The sequence below is a fragment of the Mesorhizobium sp. M0571 genome (assembly GCF_040320985.1).
GTDB lineage: Bacteria > Pseudomonadota > Alphaproteobacteria > Rhizobiales > Rhizobiaceae > Mesorhizobium.
In genome coordinates this window covers 390,832-413,149 of record NZ_JAMYQT010000002.1, presented here as the reverse complement: position 1 = coordinate 413,149, position 22,318 = coordinate 390,832, and the positions used below count along the sequence as shown (strand labels likewise).

At 62.3% G+C, this 22,318-nt stretch carries 19 protein-coding genes and 1 other RNA gene; 16 read left to right on the top strand and 4 right to left on the bottom strand.

Annotated elements, in window-relative coordinates:
* Positions 1-140: 140 nt before the first annotated feature.
* From NKI85_RS04425 to NKI85_RS04400, 6 genes are all read left to right on the top strand, one after another.
* A complete protein-coding gene (locus tag NKI85_RS04425; protein ID WP_352776182.1) occupies positions 141-2,024 on the top strand; it encodes an extracellular solute-binding protein in 1,884 nt (627 codons plus the stop codon).
* Positions 2,024-3,892 (top strand): extracellular solute-binding protein, encoded by a 1,869-nt coding sequence (locus tag NKI85_RS04420; protein ID WP_352776181.1) that lies wholly within the window; start codon positions 2,024-2,026, stop codon positions 3,890-3,892. Before NKI85_RS04425 ends, NKI85_RS04420 begins: the two co-directional genes overlap by 1 nt.
* 321 nt (positions 3,893-4,213) lie before the next feature.
* Positions 4,214-5,308, top strand: a complete 1,095-nt coding sequence (locus NKI85_RS04415; protein WP_352522742.1) for a microcin C ABC transporter permease YejB — start codon at positions 4,214-4,216, stop codon at positions 5,306-5,308.
* Entirely contained in the window at positions 5,308-6,447 is a 1,140-nt protein-coding gene (locus NKI85_RS04410) for an ABC transporter permease (protein ID WP_352522743.1), read from the top strand. Before NKI85_RS04415 ends, NKI85_RS04410 begins: the two co-directional genes overlap by 1 nt.
* The gene (locus NKI85_RS04405) at positions 6,444-8,075 is read left to right on the top strand and encodes an ABC transporter ATP-binding protein (RefSeq protein ID WP_352776179.1); all 1,632 of its coding nucleotides are present in this window, start codon (positions 6,444-6,446) and stop codon (positions 8,073-8,075) included. The genes NKI85_RS04410 and NKI85_RS04405 overlap by 4 nt, the downstream gene beginning before the upstream one ends.
* Before the next feature lie 94 nt (positions 8,076-8,169).
* A complete protein-coding gene (locus NKI85_RS04400) occupies positions 8,170-9,111 on the top strand; it encodes a 2-hydroxyacid dehydrogenase (RefSeq protein WP_352776177.1) in 942 nt (313 codons plus the stop codon).
* Between the two features lie 204 nt (positions 9,112-9,315).
* Here the strand turns inward: NKI85_RS04400 and NKI85_RS04395 are convergent, their stop codons facing one another.
* From NKI85_RS04395 to NKI85_RS04385, 3 genes are read right to left on the bottom strand one after another with little or no spacing between them, the layout of a single operon-like run.
* Positions 9,316-9,618 (bottom strand): Dabb family protein, encoded by a 303-nt coding sequence (locus NKI85_RS04395; protein WP_023676866.1) that lies wholly within the window; start codon positions 9,616-9,618, stop codon positions 9,316-9,318.
* Between the two features lie 26 nt (positions 9,619-9,644).
* Positions 9,645-10,586 (bottom strand): NAD(+) diphosphatase, encoded by a 942-nt coding sequence (gene nudC, locus NKI85_RS04390; protein WP_352776175.1) that lies wholly within the window; start codon positions 10,584-10,586, stop codon positions 9,645-9,647.
* A gap of 53 nt (positions 10,587-10,639) precedes the next feature.
* A complete protein-coding gene (locus NKI85_RS04385; RefSeq protein WP_352522747.1) occupies positions 10,640-11,059 on the bottom strand; it encodes an HIT family protein in 420 nt (139 codons plus the stop codon).
* A gap of 418 nt (positions 11,060-11,477) precedes the next feature.
* Between NKI85_RS04385 and ffs the strand changes: the two genes are divergently transcribed.
* The 3 genes from ffs (at position 11,478) to NKI85_RS04370 (ending at position 13,944) form a co-directional block, all read left to right on the top strand.
* Positions 11,478-11,574: signal recognition particle sRNA small type (gene ffs, locus NKI85_RS04380), an RNA gene on the top strand.
* 104 nt (positions 11,575-11,678) lie between these two features.
* Entirely contained in the window at positions 11,679-13,505 is a 1,827-nt protein-coding gene (locus NKI85_RS04375; RefSeq protein ID WP_352522748.1) for a DNA polymerase III subunit gamma/tau, read from the top strand.
* Between the two features lie 115 nt (positions 13,506-13,620).
* Positions 13,621-13,944 (top strand): YbaB/EbfC family nucleoid-associated protein, encoded by a 324-nt coding sequence (locus NKI85_RS04370; RefSeq protein ID WP_023719593.1) that lies wholly within the window; start codon positions 13,621-13,623, stop codon positions 13,942-13,944.
* Positions 13,945-14,092: 148 nt separating this feature from the next.
* Here the strand turns inward: NKI85_RS04370 and NKI85_RS04365 are convergent, their stop codons facing one another.
* Positions 14,093-14,320 carry a hypothetical protein gene (locus NKI85_RS04365; RefSeq protein WP_352776172.1) on the bottom strand — a complete coding sequence of 76 codons (228 nt, stop codon included), beginning with the start codon at positions 14,318-14,320 and terminating at the stop codon, positions 14,093-14,095.
* A gap of 224 nt (positions 14,321-14,544) precedes the next feature.
* Here NKI85_RS04365 and NKI85_RS04360 point away from each other — a divergent pair, with 224 nt between their 5' ends.
* The 7 genes from NKI85_RS04360 (at position 14,545) to nikC (ending at position 22,293) form a co-directional block, all read left to right on the top strand.
* Positions 14,545-14,913, top strand: a complete 369-nt coding sequence (locus NKI85_RS04360; protein WP_352522749.1) for a hypothetical protein — start codon at positions 14,545-14,547, stop codon at positions 14,911-14,913.
* A 137-nt stretch (positions 14,914-15,050) separates the two neighbouring features.
* Positions 15,051-15,989 (top strand): cell wall hydrolase, encoded by a 939-nt coding sequence (locus NKI85_RS04355; RefSeq protein WP_352776170.1) that lies wholly within the window; start codon positions 15,051-15,053, stop codon positions 15,987-15,989.
* 383 nt (positions 15,990-16,372) lie between these two features.
* A complete protein-coding gene (gene recR / locus NKI85_RS04350) occupies positions 16,373-16,978 on the top strand; it encodes a recombination mediator RecR (RefSeq protein WP_352448580.1) in 606 nt (201 codons plus the stop codon).
* Between the two features lie 177 nt (positions 16,979-17,155).
* On the top strand, positions 17,156-18,433 hold the full coding sequence (locus tag NKI85_RS04345; RefSeq protein WP_352776168.1) for a lytic murein transglycosylase: 1,278 nt from the start codon (positions 17,156-17,158) through the stop codon (positions 18,431-18,433).
* Between the two features lie 200 nt (positions 18,434-18,633).
* A complete protein-coding gene (locus tag NKI85_RS04340; RefSeq protein WP_352776166.1) occupies positions 18,634-20,277 on the top strand; it encodes an ABC transporter substrate-binding protein in 1,644 nt (547 codons plus the stop codon).
* Between the two features lie 31 nt (positions 20,278-20,308).
* Positions 20,309-21,376: an ABC transporter permease gene (locus tag NKI85_RS04335; protein ID WP_352776164.1), complete on the top strand. Its 1,068-nt coding sequence runs from the start codon at positions 20,309-20,311 to the stop codon at positions 21,374-21,376.
* The gene (gene nikC / locus NKI85_RS04330; RefSeq protein ID WP_352526673.1) at positions 21,373-22,293 is read left to right on the top strand and encodes a nickel transporter permease; all 921 of its coding nucleotides are present in this window, start codon (positions 21,373-21,375) and stop codon (positions 22,291-22,293) included. The genes NKI85_RS04335 and nikC overlap by 4 nt, the downstream gene beginning before the upstream one ends.
* The last annotated feature ends 25 nt before the right edge of the window (positions 22,294-22,318 follow it).

Genomic DNA, 22,318 nt, shown 5'->3' with positions numbered 1-22,318 from the left:
AAGCCGGGTTCAGCCCGGCTTTTTCGTTAGGAAAAATGCATATGCGACGACAAAGCCGCTGCGTTGCGGTTTTCAGCGCCGTCAAATGATCTAGATTGGGCACGGATAGCTATCGAAACCGATCGCAAAGAGGAGAACGCATGACGGTTGGCCGAGCGCGGACGCTTCTGAAATCAGTGCTGTTTGTGGCTGCTCTCGCGGCCGGCCTGCAGGCAGCCTTCGCGGACGAATGGCGCACGACCTCCTCGCTGATCGGTGACTCCAAATATGGCGACAATTTCCAGCATTACGACTACGTCAATCCGGATGCGCCGAAGGGCGGCACGGTGAACTCAGTGGTGCTTGGTACCTTCGACAGCTTCAATCCTTACATCGTGCAGGGGTCGCCGGCCGCCGGCTTCGCGCAGTTCGGCGGCGGACTGCTCTACGACACGCTGATGGAGCAGGCGACGGACGAGGGCAGCACCAGCCATACGCTGATCGCCGACGGCTACAAATATCCGTCCGACTATTCCTCGGCGACCTACCGGCTCGATCCACGGGCCAAATGGCATGACGGCAAGCCGATCACCACCGAGGACGTGATCTGGTCGTTCCAGGTGCTGAAGGCCAACAGCCCGATGTACAGCCGCTATTTCGAAAACGTCACCGACGCCGTCGCGGTGTCCGACCGCGAGGTCGAATTCCACTTCAGCCAGAAGGGCAACCGGGAGCTACCGAAGATCATCGGCGATCTCGTTGTGCTGCCCAAGCACTGGTGGGAAGGCACCGACGCCAACGGCAAGAAACGCGACGTCACCAAATCCACATTGGAGCCGCCGCTGGGGTCGGCCGCCTACAAGATCGCCAGCTTCAAGCCGGGTTCGGAAATCGTCTGGCAGCGTGTGCCCGACTACTGGGGCGCCAAACTGCCGGTGAAGATCGGTCGCGAGAATTTCGACAGGCAGCGTTTCAGCTACTTTCTCGACGACAATGCCGCCTGGCAGGCCTTTACCAAGGGCGGCCTTGAAGACATCAAGCAGGAAAATAGTTCGAGGCGCTGGAACACATTCTATGATTTTCCGGCGGTCAAGGCCGGCGACGTCATCAAGAAGGAATTCAAGACCGCATCGCCCGAACCGATGCAGGCCTTCATGCTCAACACCAGGCGTCCGCTGTTCCAAGATCGCCTAGTGCGCGCTGCGCTGATGTATCCCTTCGACTTCGAGACGATGAACCGGACCCTGTTCTTCGGTTCCAACACCCGCACCAGCAGCTATTTCCAAGGCACCGAACTGGCGTCGAGCGGCCTGCCGCAAGGCAAGGAGTTGGAGATCCTCGAACAGTATCGCGACAAGCTGCCGCCTGAAGTCTTCACCCAGGAATTCAAGCTGCCGGTCTACGACACCCCGCAGGCGGAGCGCAAATACCTGAAGACCGCGGTCGATCTGTTCGCCAAGGCGGGCTGGGTCATCAACGGCGGCAAGATGGTCAACGCCAAGACCGGCGAACCGTTCAAATTCGAAATCCTCGGCTGGAACGACACCGACCAGGTCATCGCCAGCCCGTATATCGCCAATCTGCGCAAGATCGGTGTCGACGCCACGCTGCGCCTGATCGATCAGACCCAGTACATCAACCGCGTCAAGCATTTCGATTACGACGTCATCATAGGGCAACTTGGCCAGTCGGACTCTCCCGGCAACGAACAGCGCGACTTCTGGAGCTCCAAGGCTGCCGATACGCCCGCGTCGCGCAATTACGCCGGCATCAAGAACCCGGTCGTCGATGCGCTGGTCGACCGGATCATCTTTGCCACCGATCGCGACGATCTCGTTGCCGCCACCCATGCGCTCGATCGGGTGCTGTTGTGGAATTTCTACGTCGTGCCGCAATATTACCGCGCCGTGGTCTGGCTCGCCTACTGGAACAAGTTCGGTATGCCGGAAAAGCAGCCCGCCTACAGCGGCGTCGACCAGAATTCCTGGTGGATCGACCCGGACAAGGAAAAGGCGCTGGCTGCCAAATACAAGAGTGGCAATTGATGGCGGCGCTGCCCCGTCGCGACTTCCTTGCCCTGGGCGGTGCCGCCGCCGCTGCGGCACTGCTGCCAGGCCGAGTTTTCGCGGCCATTCCGACCGGCGTGAAACTGCACGGGTTGTCGGCCTTCGGCGATCTCAAATATCCTCCGGATTTCACGCATTTCGACTATGTCAATCCGGACGCGCCCAAGGGCGGCCGGATGAATTTCGCCCCGCCGAACTCCACTCTCAATCAGAGCTTCCTGACTTTCAACACGCTGAACTCGCTGGTGTTGAAAGGGGATTCGCCGCCGCGCACCGAGCTCTGCTTCGATTCGCTGATGGCAAGGGCAGTCGATGAGCCGGATGCGGTCTACGGCCTGCTTGCCGAATCCGTTACCTTGTCGCAGGATCGCAATGGCTACCGCTTCAGCCTGCGGCCACAAGCGCGCTTCCATGACGGCTCGCCGCTGACCGCCGAAGACATTGCCTTTGCCTTGAACCTCTACAAAGACCGGGGACATCCGAACCTTTCCCAAGCCCTGCGGCATATGACGGATGCGGTCGCAATCGATCCGCTTACAGTCAGCCTTACCTTCAACGGCCAACAGTTCTCGCAGAATATCCTCGCGATCGTCGTAATGCCGATCGTGTCCAAAGCCTTCTACACGGCCAATGATTTCGACGCCTCGACGTTAACCCCACCGCTTAGCTCCGGACCATACAGGGTGGGACGGGTCGTGGCCGGGCAGACTGTCGAATATGAACGCGTCGCCGACTATTGGGGCCGCGATCTGGCCGTGAACCGCGGCCTTAATAATTTCGACCGCATCCGTATCGATTTCTACCTTGATCGCCAGGCAGCCTTTGAAGCGTTCAAGAAAGGGGATACGCATTTTCGCGAGGAGTTCACCGCGCGGGTATGGGCGACCGGCTACGACTTTCCAGCGCTGAAGGATGGCAGGGTCGTCAAACGCGAATTTCCCGGCGAGAAAACGCCATCCATGCAGGCTGTCGCGCTCAATCAGCGCCGTCCGCAGTTCCGCGACATTCGCGTGAGACGGGCAATCGCCTATTGCTTCGACTTCGAATGGACCAGGCGGGTTCTGTTTTTCGACTCCTACGAGCGTTCGCAATCGAACTTCGAGCGATCGGATTACAAGGCCAAGGGCCTGCCCTCACCCCAGGAATTGAAACTGCTGGAGCCGTTTCGAGCCGAGTTGCCGCCGGAGACCTTCGGCGAACCGGTGATGCAACCCGTCTCCGACGGTTCTGGGCACGACCGTAAGCTGCTGCGCGAGGCTTCGAGGCTGCTTGCCAAAGCCGGCTGGAAGCGAGCGGGCAATTTCGTCGTCAACGACAAAGGCGAGCGACTGCAGGTGGAAATGCTGGCCGAGGACGAGGGTCTCGTTCGCATTTTCGCGCCGTGGTCCGAGAATATGAAGGCGATCGGCATCGACGCTTCGATCCGGCAGGTCGACTCGACGCAATTTGAAGCGCGGCAGAGCAATTTCGACTTCGACTTCAATATGCTTGCATGGTCGATCGGAGCGACGCCCACCGCCGACGGTTTGGAGATTCTCTATGCTTCCCGGATGGCGAAAACGCCGGGGATGCGCAACTATCCGGGTACGGAAAGCAAAGCCATCGACGCGCTGATCGAGGCAGCCGGCAAGGCGCAGAGCCGGATCGAACTCGTCACAGCGCTCAATGCGCTCGATCGGGTCTTGCGCGCGCGGCTAGACTGGATTCCAACATATCATCTGGCGAATCACCGGGCAGCCTTCTGGGACATGTTCGGCTTTCCCGCCCAAAAGCCGGATTATGACTTTCCGGTCGAGACGCTGTGGTGGTTCGACAAAGACAAGGCGGCAAAAATTGGCAAAGGCTGAATTTCTTGCGGGCGTTGGCGCCGCCCCTCACCTGCCTGCCGGCATCCTCTCCCCGTATAGCGACGGGGAGAGGGGCGCTGTCATCGACGATTTCGCCAATCACAAGTGTCGCAATAAAAGCCCCGAGACTACGGCCAGCCCCTTTCTCCCCGTCACTATACGGGGAGAAGTGCCCGGTCCACCCTCCGCAGCTGCAGCGCAGCTGCTGCGGAGGACGGGCAGGACAATGAGGGGCGGCGCCGGCGTCGACAATTGGTCCGAAGCGATTGCCTTGGGGGCACCTTCAGACACAATGGTCGTCCTCAAGGAGGATAAAAACTGATGGGCGCCTATATACTGCGCCGCATCCTGTTGATGATCCCGACCCTGTTCGGCATCATGGCGGTGTCCTTCGCCGTCATCCAGTTCGCTCCAGGTGGACCGGTCGAGCAGGTCATCGCCAGGCTGACGAACCAGGGCGGCAGCGATCGCCTCGGCGGCGGCGGCGGCGATGCCGGCGGCGGCAATGTCGACGTCGCCGGCGACGTCGGCTCGAAATACCGCGGCGCGCAAGGGCTCGATCCGGAATTCATCAAGAAGCTGGAGAAGCAGTTCGGCTTCGACAAGCCGCCGCTCGAACGCTTCGGCATGATGCTGTGGAACTATCTCCGCTTCGATTTCGGCGACAGCTATTTCCGCGACATCTCGGTGCTCGACCTGATCCTGGAAAAGATGCCGGTGTCGATCTCGATCGGGCTGTGGATCACGCTTTTGTCCTACCTGATCTCAATCCCGCTCGGCATCCGCAAGGCGGTCAAGGACGGCTCCACTTTCGACGTCTGGACCAGCGGCGTCGTCATCGTCGGCTACGCCATTCCGGGCTTCCTGTTCGGCATCTTGCTGATGGTGCTGTTTGCCGGCGGCTCGTTCTGGGACTGGTTTCCGCTGCGCGGCATCACCTCCGACAATTGGGACCAACTGTCCTGGCCGGCGCGGATCGTCGACTATTTCTGGCACATGACCTTGCCGCTGACGGCGCTGGTGCTGTCGGCCTTCGCCACGACGACGCTTTTGACCAAGAATTCCTTCCTCGAGGAAATCCGCAAGCAATATGTGGTCACCGCCCGCGCCAAGGGCCTGTCGGAGCGGCAGGTGCTCTATGGCCACGTCTTCCGCAACGCCATGCTGATCGTCATCGCCGGTTTTCCCGGCGCCTTCATCTCGGCCTTCTTCACCGGCTCGCTGCTGATCGAGAACATCTTTTCGCTCGACGGCCTCGGCCTGCTCGGCTTCAACTCGGTGGTGCAGCGCGACTATCCAGTGGTCTTCGCCAATCTCTACATCTTCTCGCTGCTTGGCCTGTTCGTCGGGCTGCTGTCCGACCTGATCTACACCTGGGTCGACCCGCGCATCGATTTCGAGCGGAGAGACGTCTGATGGCGCAGGCCACGGTCGAAACGGCGCCGGCTCGGATCGCGCGGCCCTTTCTGTCGCCGCTCAACCAACGGCGCTTGCAGAACTTCAAGTCCAACCGGCGCGGCTACTGGTCGTTGTGGATATTCCTGTTCCTGTTCGTGCTGTCGCTGGTTTCGGAATTGGTCGCCAACGACAGGCCGATCATCGCCTCCTACAAGGGCGAGATCCTGTTTCCGGTCCTGGTCGCCTATCCCGAGGAGAAGTTCGGCGGTTTCTACGCGGTCACCGACTATCGCGATCCGGTCATCCAGGACGAGATCAATGCCAATGGCTGGATGATCTGGCCGCCGGTGCGCTACTCCTACCAGACCGTCAACAACGCCATTCCAGAGGCAGCACCGACCAAGCCGTCCTGGCTCTACGACAAGAAGACGCGCTGCAACCAGTATCCGAAAGGCGAGGCGGACCCCAATTGCATCGTCGGCAACTGGAACTGGCTGGGCACCGACGACCAGGCCCGCGACGTGCTGGCGCGCGTCATCTACGGCTTCAGGGTCTCGGTGCTGTTCGGGCTGATCCTGACCGCCGGCTCGGCGCTGATCGGCGTGGCGGCCGGCGCTCTGCAGGGCTATTTCGGCGGCTGGACCGACCTTCTGTTCCAGCGCTTCATCGAGATCTGGTCGGCGATCCCGGTGCTGTATCTGCTGCTGATTGTCGCCGCCATCCTGCCGCCCGGCTTCTTCATCCTGCTCGGGCTGATGCTGCTGTTCTCCTGGGTGGCGCTGGTCGGCGTGGTGCGGGCCGAGTTCCTGCGCGCCCGCAACTTCGAATATGTCAACGCGGCGCGCGCGCTCGGCGTATCCAACGTCACCATCATGTTCCGGCATCTGCTGCCCAACGCCATGGTGGCGACGCTGACCTTCCTGCCCTTCCTGCTCAGTGGCTCGATCTCGACGCTGACCTCGCTCGACTATCTCGGCTTCGGTCTGCCGCCCGGCGCCGCCTCGCTTGGTGAGCTGTTGAAGCAGGCGCAGCGCAACCTTAACGCGCCATGGCTCGGCATTTCCGGTTTCGTCGTCATCTCGCTGATGCTGTCGCTGCTGGTCTTCGTCGGCGAGGCGACGCGCGACGCCTTCGATCCGCGCAAGACGTTCAGATGAGCGATACCCCGCTGCTCTCGGTCCAGAACCTCAGCGTCGCCTTCGCGCAAGGCGGCAATCAGTCGATCGCGGTCGACCATATCTCATTCGACCTCGCCAAGGGCGAGACGGTGGCGCTAGTCGGCGAATCCGGCTCCGGCAAGTCGGTCACCGCGCTGTCGGTGCTGAAGCTGCTGCCCTATCCGACCGCCAGCCATCCGTCGGGAAAGATCCAGTTCCTCGGCGCCGACCTGCTTGCCGCGGACGAGAAGGAATTGCGCCGCGTGCGCGGCAACAAGATCACCATGATCTTCCAGGAGCCGATGACTTCGCTCAATCCGCTGCACACGATCGAGCAGCAGATCGTCGAGGTGCTGAAGCTGCACCAGGGCCTGGGGGACCGCAACGCCAAGGCGCGCACGCTGGAACTTCTGCACGAGGTCGGCATCCGCGAGCCGGAGAAACGGCTCGACGCCTATCCGCACCAGCTTTCCGGCGGCCAACGCCAGCGCGTCATGATCGCCATGGCGCTGGCCAACGAGCCTGAACTCTTGATCGCCGACGAGCCGACGACGGCGCTCGACGTCACCGTCCAGGCGCAGATCCTCGAACTGCTCGCCGGCCTGAAAAGCCGCAAGAACATGTCGATGCTGTTCATCACCCACGATCTCGGCATCGTCAGGAAGATCGCCGACCGGGTCTGCGTGATGACCAAGGGCAAGATCGTCGAGACCGGGCCGACCAAAGAGATATTCGCCAATCCGCAGCACGCCTATACACGGCATCTGCTTGCCGCCGAGCCGAAAGGCAAGCCGCCGGCGGCCAACGAAGCAGCCAAGCCGGTGATGGTAGGCAACGATATCAAGGTCTGGTTCCCGATCAAGAAGGGTTTCTTCCGGCGCACCGTCGACAATGTGAAGGCGGTCGATGGCATCGACGTCACCGTGCGGGCCGGCCAGACGCTTGGCGTCGTCGGCGAATCGGGCTCCGGCAAGACGACACTCGGCCTGGCTCTGGCCAGGATGATCTCGTCGACCGGGAACATCCAGTTCAACGGACGCGGCATCGATCAGCTGTCCTTCAACGAAATGCGGCCGCTGCGGCGCGAACTGCAGATCGTCTTCCAGGATCCGTTCGGCTCGCTCAGCCCGCGCATGTCGGTCGCGGAGATCATCGAGGAAGGGCTGAAGATCCACGAGCCGAAGCTGTCGCCCGATGAGCGCGACGAGCGCGTTGTCGACGTGCTCGGGGAAGTCGGCCTCGATCCGGCGACGCGCAACCGCTATCCGCACGAATTCTCCGGCGGCCAGCGCCAGCGCGTCGCCATTGCGCGCGCCATGGTGCTCAACCCGCGCTTCGTCATGCTGGACGAGCCGACCTCGGCGCTCGACATGAGCGTGCAGGCGCAGGTCGTCGACCTGCTGCGCAGCCTGCAGGCCAAGCACGACCTCGCCTACCTCTTCATCAGCCACGATCTGAGGGTCATCCGCGCGCTGGCCAATGACGTCATCGTCATGCGCAATGGCAGGATCGTCGAGGCCGGCCGTTCCGAACAGATTTTTGGCAACCCGCAGACCGATTATACAAGGGCGTTGATCTCGGCCGCCTTCAAGATCGAAACGGCGCCGGTCGGCATCGTCAGCGAGTAGATTTTCGCTGACGATCATGCACAAAATCAAAACGCTGCAGCGCCCTTGCACGTTGGGACGCGAACGCTGTTGGTAAAAAGGAAAAAAATCCGCAATGGAAAAAGGCCGCATCCTGCTTGCCCTCACCGGTATTCATCCGCTGCGCTGGCGCGAGCTGCTGTCGGCGGAGCGCGAGGTGGTGCTCGAGCCGAATGGCGCCGGCGATCCTTCGATCACCTATGCGGTGGTGTGGAAACAGCGGCCTAACCTCTTGTCGTCGCTGCCCAATTTGCGCGCCATCTTCTCGATCGGCGCCGGCGTCGACCACATTTTCGCCGATCCCACCTTGCCCGACGTACCGGTCGTCAAGGTGGTGGCCGACAACCTTACCCAATATATGACCGAATACGTCGTCTGGCGGGTGCTCGACCACCATCGCCAGGGCATGCTCTACCGCGCCCAGCAGCAAAAGAAGATCTGGCACGAGCCGCCGCAGCGGCCGGCCGGCGACATCTCTGTCGGCATTATGGGGCTCGGCACGCTTGGTCGCGCGGCGGCGTCGGTGCTTTTGTCACTCGGCTTTCCGGTCAATGGCTGGTCGCGCAGCGACCGGCCGATGCAAGGTGTCTCGACCTATACGGGCGAGGCCGGCCTGATCCCGTTCCTCAACGCCACCGACATCCTGGTGGTGCTTCTGCCGCTGACGCCGCAGACGCAAGGCATCATCAACCATGGCGTGCTGAGGGAGCTGCGAAAGCGCAACGGCCTTGGCGGCTCGGTGCTGATCAATGCCGGACGCGGCAGGCTGCAGAAGGACGCCGACATTTTGCGCGCGCTGGACGACGGCACGCTGAAGGAAGCCAGCCTCGACGTGTTCGAGGTCGAGCCGCTGCCGAAGACCAGCCGGCTATGGAGCCACCCGAAAGTGTTCGTGACGCCGCATGCGGCGGCGACCTCCGATCCGGTCCACCTGGCGCCGATCATGCTGCGCCAGATGGACGCCTTCGAGCGCGGCGAAGCGCTGGAAAATGTGGTGGATCGCGACGCGGGGTATTAGAGCAATTCCAGGAAAAGTGTGAACGGTTTTCCGTCCGGAATTGCGTCAACAAAAAGATGGACCGGTTCGGCGTTTCCGTGAAACGATGAACCGTTCTAGAGCGCCGCGTCGGTCGGCTGCGGCAGTGTTTGCTGTCGAGGCCCCGATCTTCGCCAAATCCACGTTGCAGCCGCCTGAGGCCCGGGCATGGCGATCGTCCCAGTCTCAGCCCCAGCCGAGCGGCACGTAGTCGATCTCCATAAACGCCTCGACCTCAGGGATCCAGCGGTCGCGGACGAAGGCGACGTGGTCGGGGTGGTCGTTATAGCCGGAATAGGCCCTCTGATCGGCGAACTCCATCGAGAAGCCGAAGCGGTAGTCGTTCTTGGGGCTGACCTGCCGCAATTGCTCGAAATGCGTGACGCCCTTTATCGCCGTGAGGATTCTCTTGGCGTCGGCGAGGAACCTTTTTTCCTCGAGCGAATGCGGCGGATGTTTCAGCGTGAACACGACGGTGTGACGGATCATTTTCTGCTCCTGCGATGTCGATCCTGTTACGCGCTGTCGGCCCAGGCGCGGATCAGGTTATAGGCGATCGCCCCCTTCGGCGGCGTCACCAGGCCGCCCGGATGCTCCCTGGCCAGCATCGAAAGCACCTCGTCGCGAAAGAACCAGCGGCAATCTTCCAACTCGTTGAGATCGGGATGGATGTCGTCGTTGAGCGGTTCGCCGAAGCAGCCGATCATCAGCGAATAGGGGAACGGCCAGGGCTGGCTGGCATGGTAGACGACGCGGCCGAGCCTGATGCCGGCTTCCTCCAGCGTTTCGCGGCGCACCGCCGCCTCGATCGTCTCGCCCGGCTCGATGAAACCGGCGAGCGCCGAATACATGCCGGGCCCGAAATGCCGGCCGCGGCCGAGCAGGCATTTTTCACGCGTCGCCGTCAGCATGATCGCCACCGGGTCGGTGCGCGGAAAGTGCTCGGTGCCGCAGGCCGGGCAATGCCGCTTGTAGCCGCCGGCCCGCATCTCGGCTTCGGTGCCACATTTGCTGCAGAAGCGATGGCTGGCATGCCAGGCGAGCAGGGCCGCCCCTTGCGCCAGCGCGCCGGCCGCTGCTTCGTCGATCAGCCCCTGCATATAGACCGAGCGATAGTCGATGGCCTTGATCGTCTCGGGAAGCTGCTCGGGCTCGACCCCGGCCGGCACCGCCAGCACCGGGCCGCTTTCGGAAAAGCCGAGCAGGACGCCGTTTTCGAGCGATGCCTCGAGCGGCCGGCTTTCGGCCGCGCCGAACCAGGGATCGAATGCGCCTTGCGCAAGCTTCAGATAGAGCCGGCCGCCATGCATCAGCAAAAGCCGCGCCGAGGGATCGGCGAGCGCCTTTTCGACGGAATCGTCGGTGCGGTTTTCGGACTGCCGGTCGATAATGTTGCCGGCGAAGCCGACGAACTGGCTCGGCTCGCGCACGGGCGCGTCAAACAGGCTGAAGCTCATGCAGACTCGGGAAGGTTCAAGATGGACAGGTTCACGATGGACACGGGAGAGGCTTATAGCGCTGCCTTGATCTTTTCCGCAAACCGGCGAAGGTCGGAGCGCTGGTAGGGCTCGCGCAGGCCGTGCCCCCATACCGGGCCAGGCCAGCCGGGATCGCCTTCCGAGCGCGCGATGACATGCACGTGCAATTGCCGCACGATGTTGCCCAGCGCGCCGGTGTTGATCTTGGTGCAGCCGGTCACCCGCTTCAGCGCCAGCGCCACCATGTTGGTCTCGAAGGTCAGCATCGCCTGGTCGAGCGGCGTCATGTCGTGGATTTCCTCGGCGCCCGGCCGCTGCGGCACCAAAAGCAGCCACGGCCAGCGGCGGTCGTTCATAACGCGCAATTCGCACAGGCCGAGCCACATCAGCTGCTCGCTGTCCGCTTCCAGCCGCGCGTCAAGCGTGAATCCGGCCTTGAGGCCCGGCAGCATTGGCGTTTCCTCGATTATGACGTTTTTTGAACTTTATGGACGCTAGAGCGGCTGCCGGGGGGCCGCAAGGGGCAGCAGGCAAACATTGGCCATCGTGGCGCTGATTGTCCGGCGAAGAATTCAGGCCTGGGGCAAATCGCTTCAGGTTTGCGCTGCCCCTCACCGTTACCTTCTCCCCGTTGTTCACGGGGCGAAGGTGCCGGCAGGCAAATGAGGGGCAGCACCGAGGTAAAAAATTGACCGCAGTCATATTTTGTTCTTGCTTTGTGCCGGCAGCTATGCTATTAATTTCCATATGGTGCTTATTGGCGCCAGCGACCCGCCCGCCGAGGCGGGTTTTTGTTTCAGCTTTCGCCGTCCTTCACTACTCTATCATCCGCACTTGCATTTCATCGCCGGATTGCCGATATGGGGAGCGGGAGGTTGGTGGTGGACGATCCACTCGCCAACCGGGTCAGGTCCGGAAGGAAGCAGCCCTAACGAGCCCGGAACGGGTCATTGTTCCAGCCTCCCGCCTCTTCGCCTTTTGCCCCGACATTGACGGCGCCAAGCCGTGCGGGCGAAACTATGCGCAGGAATCGGCCGCCTCCAGTGGCAGCCCTGGGAGCTTAACGGGCGAATGAGCGAAGCCGGAAACGAGGCCGGGAAGTCGGGCAAGCCTGCCGCCTATCGCGTGCTGGCGCGCAAATACCGACCGTCGAATTTCTCCGAACTGATCGGCCAGGAGCCGATGGTCCGCACGCTGACCAATGCCTTTGCCACCGGCCGCATCGCCCAGGCCTGGATGCTGACCGGCGTGCGCGGCGTCGGCAAAACGACGACCGCGCGCATCCTGGCGCGGGCGCTCAACTACAAGACCGCCACCGTCGACCAGCCGTCCGTCGACCTTGCCGTGCTCGGCGAGCATTGCCAGGCGATCATGGAAGGCCGCCATGTCGATGTCATCGAGATGGACGCAGCCTCGCATACCGGCATTGACGACATCCGCGACATCATCGAGCGCGTGCGCTACGCCCCGGTATCGGCGCGCTACAAGGTCTACATCATCGACGAAGTGCACATGCTCTCCACGCAAGCCTTCAACGGCCTGCTGAAAACGCTGGAAGAGCCGCCGCCGCACGTCAAATTCATCTTCGCCACCACCGAAATCCGCAAGGTGCCGATCACCGTCCTGTCGCGCTGCCAGCGCTTCGACCTCAGGCGCATCGATGCGGCAATGATCAAGGCCGACCTTGCCAGGATAGCCGGTCTGGAGGGCATCGAAGTCGAACACGATGCGCTGGCGATGATCGCGCGCGCGGCCGAAGGCTCGATGCGCGACGCGCAGTCCATCCTCGACCAGGCGATCGCCCATGGCGGCGGCGCGGTCAGCGCCGAGGCGGTGCGCGCCATGCTCGGCCTGGCCGACCGTGCCCGCATCGTCGACCTGTTCGAACATGTCATGAAGGGCGACATCGCCGCCGCGCTTGCCGAATTCCGCGCCCAATACGATACCGGCGCCGATCCGGCAGCGGTGCTGACCGACCTTGCCGAGTTCAACCATCTGGTCACCCGTCTGCGTTTCGTGCCGGCGGCCGTCGACGACGCCTCGCTGTCCGAGGACGAGCGCCGGCGCGGCGCCGATTTCGCCAAGACGCTGTCGGTCAAGGTGCTGTCGCGGACATGGCAGATGCTGCTGAAGGGCATTCCCGAGGTGCAGACCTCCAACCGCCCGGTCAGTGCCGCCGAGATGGTGCTGATCCGGCTGGCGCATGCCGCCGACCTGCCGACGCTGGACGAGGCGCTGAAATCGCTGGAGAACGGCTTTTCCCCGCCGGGTGCCGCGCCGCGCGCGAATGGCACACCGGCAAGCCCCGGCCCAGCAAACCATGGGCCTGCAAGCGGTGGTGCCAGTGCCGTTGCGCAGGCGCGGATGCCGACTGCCAATGGCGGCGCGCAGACCATGCGGCTGGTCGAGGCCGAGCTGACACCCACAGCCTTCGTCGCAGTGCCGAAACCTGTGGACGAGGCGCCGCCGGTGCCGGTGAAATCGCTGGCCGACATTGTCGCCCTTGCCGACGCCCAGCGCGACATGGCCTTCAAGGTGCTGGTGAAGCGCTGCGTGAGGCTGGTGCGCATCGAGCCCGGCCGTATCGACGTCAGCCTGACCGACGATGCGCCGAAGATGCTGCTCAACGATTTGACCGCCAAGCTGCGCGCCTGGACCGGCCGCAACTGGCTGGTGTCGCTGTCGAAGGAGGAGGGCGGCCAGACCTTGGCCGAGATGGAATCGACAAAGCGCGAAAACGCCTTCCTCGATGCCAAGAGCGACCCGACCGTCGCCGCCATCCTGGCGCGCTTTCCCGGCGCCAAGATCATCGACGTGCGCATTCCCGACGCGCCGGAAGCCGATGCGGCCGAGGCCGAAGTGCCGGTCGAGCCGCCGTCGGACGACGACGAAACCTAGAGCATGATCCCGAACCGAAGGTCAGCGTAGCAAAAAGTGGGACCGGTTTTTCGGCGAAGATCATGCTCAAATAGAGATACAACAGCAACCAGCACCAACTGCAAAGGACCATGCGATGAAAGATCTTCTTGGCCTGATGGGCAAGGCAAAGGAAATGCAGGCCAAGTTCCAGGCCATGCAGGACGAGATCGCCACGCTGGAAGCCACCGGGCAGGCCGGCGGCGGCCTGGTCAGCGTGACGCTGACCGGCAAATTCGAGATGAAGTCGCTGAAGATCGACCCGTCGCTGTTCAAGGAGGACGAGGTTGAGATTCTCGAGGACCTGCTCCTCGCTGCCCACAACGACGCCAGGACCAAGGTCGAGCAGACCATGCAGGAGAAGACCAAGGCGCTGACCGCGGGACTGCCGATACCGCCGGGAATGAAGCTGCCGTTCTAGTGATGAAAACCTGACATTTGGTACCCCGCGAGGGATGGCAGGGTTCGACCCTTTAAGTCGCTCGGGCGAATGCCGCTGAACGGCTCAAAAAGGGTGAAAAGGTGACGTTCAATACTTATCGCGAAACAATGAAATCCCCGCCGATTGATTAATCCAGAAAATCCCACGGAATCTCACTTTTGAACCTCGCAATGGCCTCCTCTACCAACTCCAACGGAATGTCCGCTCGGTAGAGGGTTACTTCTCTGGCACGCTTTGTGTCATCACGAAAAATCTCCAATACAAGGTCGCCTTCAATCAAAAGCTCGACGCCGATTCCGTCCCGGTCACTTACGTCGCTCGCGACTATCCAAGAATTTTTCGGTGCTGCGGCCATTAGGCAAATCCGGAGTGTGCGGCTAAGCGAGTGTATCTCCACCAATGAAGGTCTGAAAAGGGGTACTTCCAGACATCTGTTGAACGAGTACTCGGCGGCCGCTTTCCACCCTGAGCAGTAGTTGAGTTTCGGATACCATTCGTCAGGTTTTCACTAGAGTTGAACTTTAGCGTTTCAGCGGCGCCATGACCGAGGAGCCGTCCGCCAGGCCGATAGAGCAGCGCGTGCGAAACCGGATCTACGAGATCCTGGATATCCTTGCCTATTGCGACGACGCCGTCGATCTCGTCGGGATCAGCGGCTATTTCAACCTGTTCGACGATTTCGTCCATCGTCCGTCCGCCGAGATCGCCATGCCGGTGCTGTCGAACGATGAACGCGCGATCGTGCTGGAAGTCGCCGAGTTGCTGGAGGCTGCCTGCGCGGCAACGCCAGACTTCACCAGGGCCGAGTTCGTCGATAGCGGCTGGCCGCGGCAGATCGCGCCGAAGGCAAGGGACGCGCGGAGCCTGTTCCTGCGGCGCGGCTTGTTTTCGGAGGAATTCGAAGAATACGAGCCCGGGCAACCGGCGGTCGTACCGGCAGGCAGATAGGCCAGTCTTGCCCGCCAAGCTGTGTCTATTGGGCAACTCCCCACACTTAATAACGCTTTAGCCATCTTTTTGCCTGAAAGTGTCTCATTCTTGCCGCAACCAGGGGCGGGCTGGCAGCAGAATTGAGGGGACACCTGTTGATCTCTACCCGATGGAAGACGCCGTTGCGGCTCGGCGTCGTTATCTCGCCGCTGTTTTTGGCCGCCTGCAGTCAGACCGCCTCGCACGGCATGTCCAGCCTGACCGATGCCATTACGCCGAGTTTCCTGAACTCGCGCTCCTACAATTCCACGCCGAAGGAAAAGGAGTGCCTGGAGCGGGCAATGTTCTTCGAGTCCAACCGGTCGAGCCGTGACGGCATGATTGCGGTCGGCACGGTGGTGATGAACCGGCTGCGGTCCGGCAATCACGGCAGCACCATCTGCGAAGTGGTTGGCGAGCGCGGGCAGTTCGCGCCGGGCCTCATGACACGGCCGATGAATTCGAAGGCGATGCCCGACGTCGAGGAAGCCGCCGAGGCGGTGCTCAAGGGCGAGCGCAAAGCCAAGCTGAAGAACACCATGTTCTTCCACACCGCCGGCCTGCGCTTCCCCTACAAGAACATGCACTACACCATGGTCGCCGGCGGCAATGCCTTCTATGAAAAGCGCGGCCGCAACTGGCAGCCGCTGCCGGACGAACCGGTAGTCGCCGTGGCCCAGGCCAAGCCGCAAGCGCCTGCCGCTCAGGCCATACTTGTCGCCTCGGCGGAGCCGACACGCAGCGCCAAGCCGACATTCGCCAAGGCGACCTATGTGACCGCCGCGGCATCGCAGCCGGCAAAGCAGACAAGGGTGACTGCCGGGATGGCAACCGCGGCGAGGGCGACACCGGAGAAGCCGATGCTTGTAGCGCTGCAAGAACCAATGCAGGAGCCGGATGCGGCCCGCTTCGGTGGAACCGTGAGCGCGCGGCCTGTCACCTCCTTCCAGGCCGCGCCGGCAGAGCCGACAATGTCGTTCGAGGCGACGCCCGAGAACACCGACGCCATCGGCGCGATGATCGCCGGCCAGACCCGGCCACTGGAAGAAAACTGAGGCGGTCGATTGTTGAGGGCCGCCCTCATCTGGCTGCCGCCATCTTCTCCCCGTATAGTGACGGGGAGAAGGACGCCTTTGCAAAGGATTTCGCCAATTTCCGGCGCTGCAAAAAGGGTGCCGAGGTCGCGGTTGGCCCTTTCTCCCCGTCACTATACGGGGAGAAATGCCCGGCAGGGCAATGAGGGGCGGCGCAAACCTAAAGCGATTGCCTCTTTGCGCGTCGAACAGCACGCGCCTCAGCAGTGTTCCAAAGCCGGTTGAAAAATCCTAGAGCCGGATCCATTCCGATAGATCGGAATGGGACTCTATCGTCTTGTTTGACCATGATCTTTTCCGAAAACCGGTTTCCACTTTTCGGGATCATGGTCTAAACCGGTGCGATGTCGAAGCGAATCGCCGGTCCCGAGATCGAACGCCTGATCCAGCTGCTGGCCAAGGTGCCGGGGCTCGGTCCGCGTTCGGCACGCCGCGCCGCGCTCCACCTCATCAAGAAGAAGGAACAGCTGCTGGCGCCGCTCGCCGCCGCCATGGGCGAGGCGGTCGACAAGGTGCGCATCTGCTCGACCTGCGGCAATGTCGATACCTCAGATCCATGCATGATCTGCACCGACCCGCGCCGCGACCCCACTACGCTCATCGTCGTCGAGGACGTGGCCGACCTTTGGGCGCTGGAGCGGGCGACAGCCATGAACGTGCGCTACCATGTGCTCGGCGGTACGCTGTCGCCGCTCGACGGCATTGGTCCTGATGAGCTAAACATCCGTTCGCTGGTCGATCGCGTCGCCGGCGGCGAAGTCAAGGAAGTGATCCTCGCGGTCAACGCCACGGTCGAGGGCCAGACCACCGCGCACTACCTCACCGACCAGCTTTCCGGCTTCGACATCAAGGTGACGCGGCTGGCGCACGGTGTTCCGGTCGGCGGCGAACTCGATTATCTCGACGAAGGCACGCTGGCCGCCGCACTGCGCTCGCGGACGGTGTTTTGAGGAAGTTGGGGGGAGAGTGCTTCCGAGATGATTGCGTTCCGTCGCGCCCCCCTCTGTCCTGCCGGACATCTCCCCACTTGGGGGGAGATTGGATGTCACGCCGGCTTTCGCCAACCTCCAGCGCCGGAGAAAAGGCGCCATCGTCAAAGCTGTCAATCTCCCCCCAAGTGGGGGGAGATGTCCGGCAGGACAGAGGGGGGCGCGACAGAACGCCGAGCTCGCACACTAGCCTGCCTCTCGTTTCTAGCAGCCCTACTTGGGTTGATCCTCGCCACTCCCGCCCCCGCGGCAAAAATCGACGACCAGTTCCGCGCCTGGCTTGGCAACGACCTCTGGCCCGAAGCCAAGGCCAATGGCATCTCCAAGAAAACCTTCGACGCCGCCTTCGACGGCATCAAGCCGAACCTGAAGCTGCCCGACCTGGTGCTGCTCGGCGAGAAGGCGACGACGCCGCGGAAGCAGCATCAGGCCGAGTTCGGTTCGCCCGGCGCCTATTTCGCCGAAAAGATAGTTCGCGCCGTCACCACCGGCGGCCGCACCCGCGAGGCGGCCAATGCGAGCACGCTTGCCGCGATCGAGAAACGCTATGGCGTGCCGGGCGAAGTGCTGCTGGCGATCTGGGGCCGCGAGAGCGGCTTCGGTGCGGCAAAGCTGCCCTATGACGCCTTCGAGGTGCTGGGCACCAAGGCGTTCATGTCGACGAAGAAGGCGTTTTTCCGCACCGAACTGCTGGCGGCGCTCGAGATCGTCGAGCGCGGGCTTGCCCCGGTCGGCGCGATGAAATCGTCATGGGCAGGCGCGCTCGGCCAGCCGCAGTTCATGCCGACATCGTTCCTCAAGCATGCCGTCGATTTCGACGGCGACGGCCGCACCGACATCTGGAATTCGACGCCGGACATACTGGCGTCGATCGCCAATTATCTCGTGCATTATGGCTGGGTCAGGGGCCGCGGCTGGGGCTTCGAGGTGACGGTGCCGGACAGCGTCTCGTGCTCGCTCGAAGGTCCGGACCAGGGCAAGAAGATTTCGCAATGGGCTGATATGGGCATCAAGCGTGTATCGGGTAAACCGTTTCCTGCGAGCGAACTGAAAGCCGAAGGTTTTCTTTTGATGCCGGCCGGGCGCAGCGGCCCGGCCTTCATCGTCACCCCCAATTTCTACGTGCTGAAGCAGTATAACACCAGCGATCTGTATGCCTTGTTCATCGGCCATGGCGCCGATCGCATCGCCCATGGCGACAGCAATTTCTCAGGCGGCTGGGGGGCGGTCGGCGGGCTCTATCGCTCCGACATCGCTGCCCTGCAGCGGGCGCTGGAGGCAAAGGGTTATGATGTCGGCAGCGCCGACGGCCTGCCTGGTTTCAAGACACGCCGCTCGATCGGCAAATGGCAGGCCAGCAACGGCCGTTCCGCCACCTGCTTTCCCGACACCGACCTGGTTACCGCGCTGAAATAGCCGGATTTTCGCACCGCGATCTGGTCCAATCGACCGTTCTGCAAATGCTCGTTGCCGCGCTCGAAACTGCCGGATATGGTGAGTCGGAACTGCACAAAAATTGCCAAGACAACGGTCCGGGAATCACCGTTCGACGCGGCAAGAAAATGCCACAACCTTGAGCCGGGAACTCAGGTCAACAAAAACAGGGAACAGTTAAAATGATGATGGAAAAGTTTGCTCTACGCTCCCGCTTCTTGTTCGCGGGCGCGGCCCTGTCCGCGCTGCTTCTGGCCGGTGCGCCTGCCTTCGCGGTCACGCCCGCCGACACGCTGGTCGAGGGTTTCGCAATCGACGACATCATCACCATGGATCCGGGCGAAGCGTTCGAATTGTCGACCGCCGAGGTCACCGGCAACACCTACGATCTTCTGGTACGCCTCGACCTCAGCGATACCTCCAAGGTCAAGGGCGATCTCGCCGAAAGCTGGAGCGTCTCCGACGACGGCCTGACCTACACATTCAAACTCAAGCCCGGCCTGAAATTTGCTTCGGGCAATCCGATCACGGCGGCCGACGTCGCCTATTCGTTCGAACGCGCCATCAAGCTCGACAAGAGCCCGGCCTTTATCATCGGCCAGCTCGGCATCGATGGCGGCAACGTCACCGACAAAGCCAAGGCCGTCGACGATAAGACCTTCCAGTTCACCGTTGACAAGGCCTATGCGCCAAGCTTCGTCTTGAACTGTCTGTCGGCGACCGTCGCCTCGGTCGTCGATGCCAAGCTGGTCAAGGAGCATGTCGCGGCGGTCACGCCGAGCGCCGACTACAAATGGAACAATGATTTTGGCAATGCCTGGCTGAAGACCGGCTATGCCGGCTCCGGTGCCTTCAAAATGCGTGAATGGCGGGCCAACGAGGCCGTCGTCCTTGAGCGCAACGACAATTACAATGGCGAAAAAGCCAAGCTCGCCCGTGTCATCTATCGCAATATGAAGGAAAGCTCGGGTCAGCGCCTGGCGCTGGAAGCCGGCGACATCGACGTTGCCCGCAATCTCGAACCGAACGACCTCGACGCCATTGCCAAGAACGCCGATCTCACCACCACCAGCGCGCCGAAGGGCACGGTCTATTACATCAGCCTCAACCAGAAGAACCCCAATCTCGCCAAGCCCGAAGTTCGCCAGGCCTTCAAATATCTGGTCGACTACGACGCCTTGGGCTCGACCATCCTCAAGGGCATCGGCGAGATCCACCAGACCTTCCTGCCGAAAGGCGTACTGGGCGCGCTGGACGAAAACCCGTTCAAACTCGACGTTGCTAAGGCAAAAGAGCTGCTCGCCAAGGCCGGCCTCGCCGACGGCTTCAGCGTCACCATGGACGTGCGCAGCGTCCAACCGCAGACCGGCATGGCGGAATCGATCCAGCAGACGCTGGGACAGGCCGGCATCAAGCTGGAGATTATCCCCGGCGACGGCAAGCAGACGCTGACCAAATACCGCGCCCGTAACCACGACATCTATATCGGCCAGTGGGGCCAGGATTATTTCGATCCCAACTCCAATGCCCAGACCTTCGCCAGCAACCCCGACAATTCGGATGAAGGCAAGACCAAGACCCTTGCCTGGCGCAACGCCTGGGACATTCCGGACCTGACCAAGCAGACCGAAGCCGCCCTTGTCGAGAAGGATGCGGTCAAGCGTGCCGCAATGTACCAGGATCTCGAGAAGAAGATCCTCGATACCAGCCCGTTCGTCATTATCCACCAGCAGCTGGAAGTGGCCGGCCTGCGCAAGAGCCTCAAGGGCTTCGCGCTCGGCCCGAGTTTCGACACCAACTTCGTCGGTCCCGTCTCGAAAGAGTGATGCCGGGGAGTGACGCCGGCGGACGCGCCGCATGAGTGTGGCTGAAAGCGAAGTGACGGCAGGGCGCGGCAGCGCCCGCGCTGTTGCCGTGGCCTCATCGATCGCCCGGTTCCTGGTTATCGCGATAACGACCTATCTCGGTCTGCTCGCGGTGACCTTCTTCATCGGCCGCGTGATCCCGATCGACCCGGTGCTGGCGGTGCTCGGCGACAGGGCGCCGGCCAATGTCGTCGAGCGCACGCGCCGCGAGATGGGCCTCGACCTGCCGCTGGTCGAGCAGTTCTACATCTATGTCAAACATGCCCTGAACGGCGATTTCGGCACTTCGGTGCTGACGACCAATCCGGTGATGACCGATATCCGCCGCGCCTTTCCGGCAACGCTCGAACTGGCGACGCTGGGGACGCTGATCGGTTCGGTGATCGGCGTACCGCTCGGTGTGCTGGCCGCGGTGCGGCGCGGCAGCATCATCGACCAGATCGTGCGGATCATCGGCCTTGTCGGCTATTCCGTGCCGATCTTCTGGCTGGGGCTACTGGCGCTGGTGCTGTTCTACGCCAAGCTGCAATGGGTCGCCTTTCCCGGCCGCCTCGACGTCTTCTACGAATACACCTTCACGCCGATTACCGGCTTTTACCTGCTGGATGCACTCTGGCAGCGGCAGTGGGACGTATTTGCCGATGCCTTCCGCCACATCATCCTGCCGGCCTCGCTGCTCGGCTATTTCTCGCTCGCCTATATCAGCCGCATGACACGCTCGTTCATGCTGAACGAACTCACCCAGGAATATATCGTCGCCGCGCGCGCCAAGGGCCTGTCGGAAACGCGCATCATCTGGGGCCACGCGCTGCGCAACGCGGCGGTGCCGATGGTCACGGTGATCGCCTTGTCCTATGCCGGGCTGCTCGAAGGCTCGGTTCTGACCGAGACGGTGTTTTCGTGGCCGGGTATCGGCCTCTACATCACCAATTCCCTTCAGAACGCCGACATAAACGCCGTGCTCGGCGGCACCATCATCATCGGCTCGGTCTTCATCGCCATCAATCTATTCTCCGACCTGCTCTACCGGGTGCTTGATCCGAGGACCAAGGCAGGATGAGCACAGAAGCGATTCAAACCCGCCGCGACTGGCTGCTCAGCGAGCGGCCGGCGTCGCGCGTGCAGGCAAGGCTCGGCCGCGCCTATGTGGCCTGGCGGCGCTTTTCCGCAAACCGGCTGGCCTTTGTCGGCCTGCTCATCATCATCGCCCTGCTGGTGGTCGCGGCCTTCGCCGATGTGCTGGCGCCTTATTCGCCGACATTCGGCGACCTCAAGGGCTCGCGGCTGCTGGCGCCAAGTGCCGCGCACTGGTTCGGCACCGACGATCTCGGCCGCGATATCTATTCGCGCATCATCTTCGGCTCGCGTTGGACGCTCTATGTCGTCATTCTGGTCGCCATCATCGCCGCGCCCATCGGCTTGCTGGTCGGCACCGTTGCCGGCTATGCCGGTGGCTGGACCGATGCGATCCTGATGCGCATCACCGACATCTTCCTCGCCTTTCCGAAGCTGATCCTGGCGCTGGCCTTTGTCGCCGCGCTTGGCCCCGGCATCGAAAACGCCGTGCTCGCCATCGCCATCACCTCGTGGCCGCCTTATGCCCGCATCGCGCGCGCCGAAACGCTCACCGTGCGCAATTCGGATTACATCAAGGCGGTGCAGCTGATGGGTGCTTCGCCGTTCCGCATCGTGCTTCGCCACATCATGCCGCTCTGCATCTCCTCGCTGATCATCAGGGTGACGCTCGACATGGCCGGCATCATCCTGACCGCGGCCGGTCTCGGCTTCCTCGGTCTCGGCGCGCAGCCGCCGTTGCCCGAATGGGGCGCGATGATCGCGTCCGGCCGCCGCTTCGTGCTCGACCAATGGTGGGTGGCGGGCGCCCCGGGCTTTGCCATCCTCATCGTCAGCCTCGGCTTCAACCTGCTCGGCGACGGCCTGCGCGACGCGCTCGATCCCCGAAGCGGTGACCAATGAGCGGCGACCCCATGAGCGGTGACCA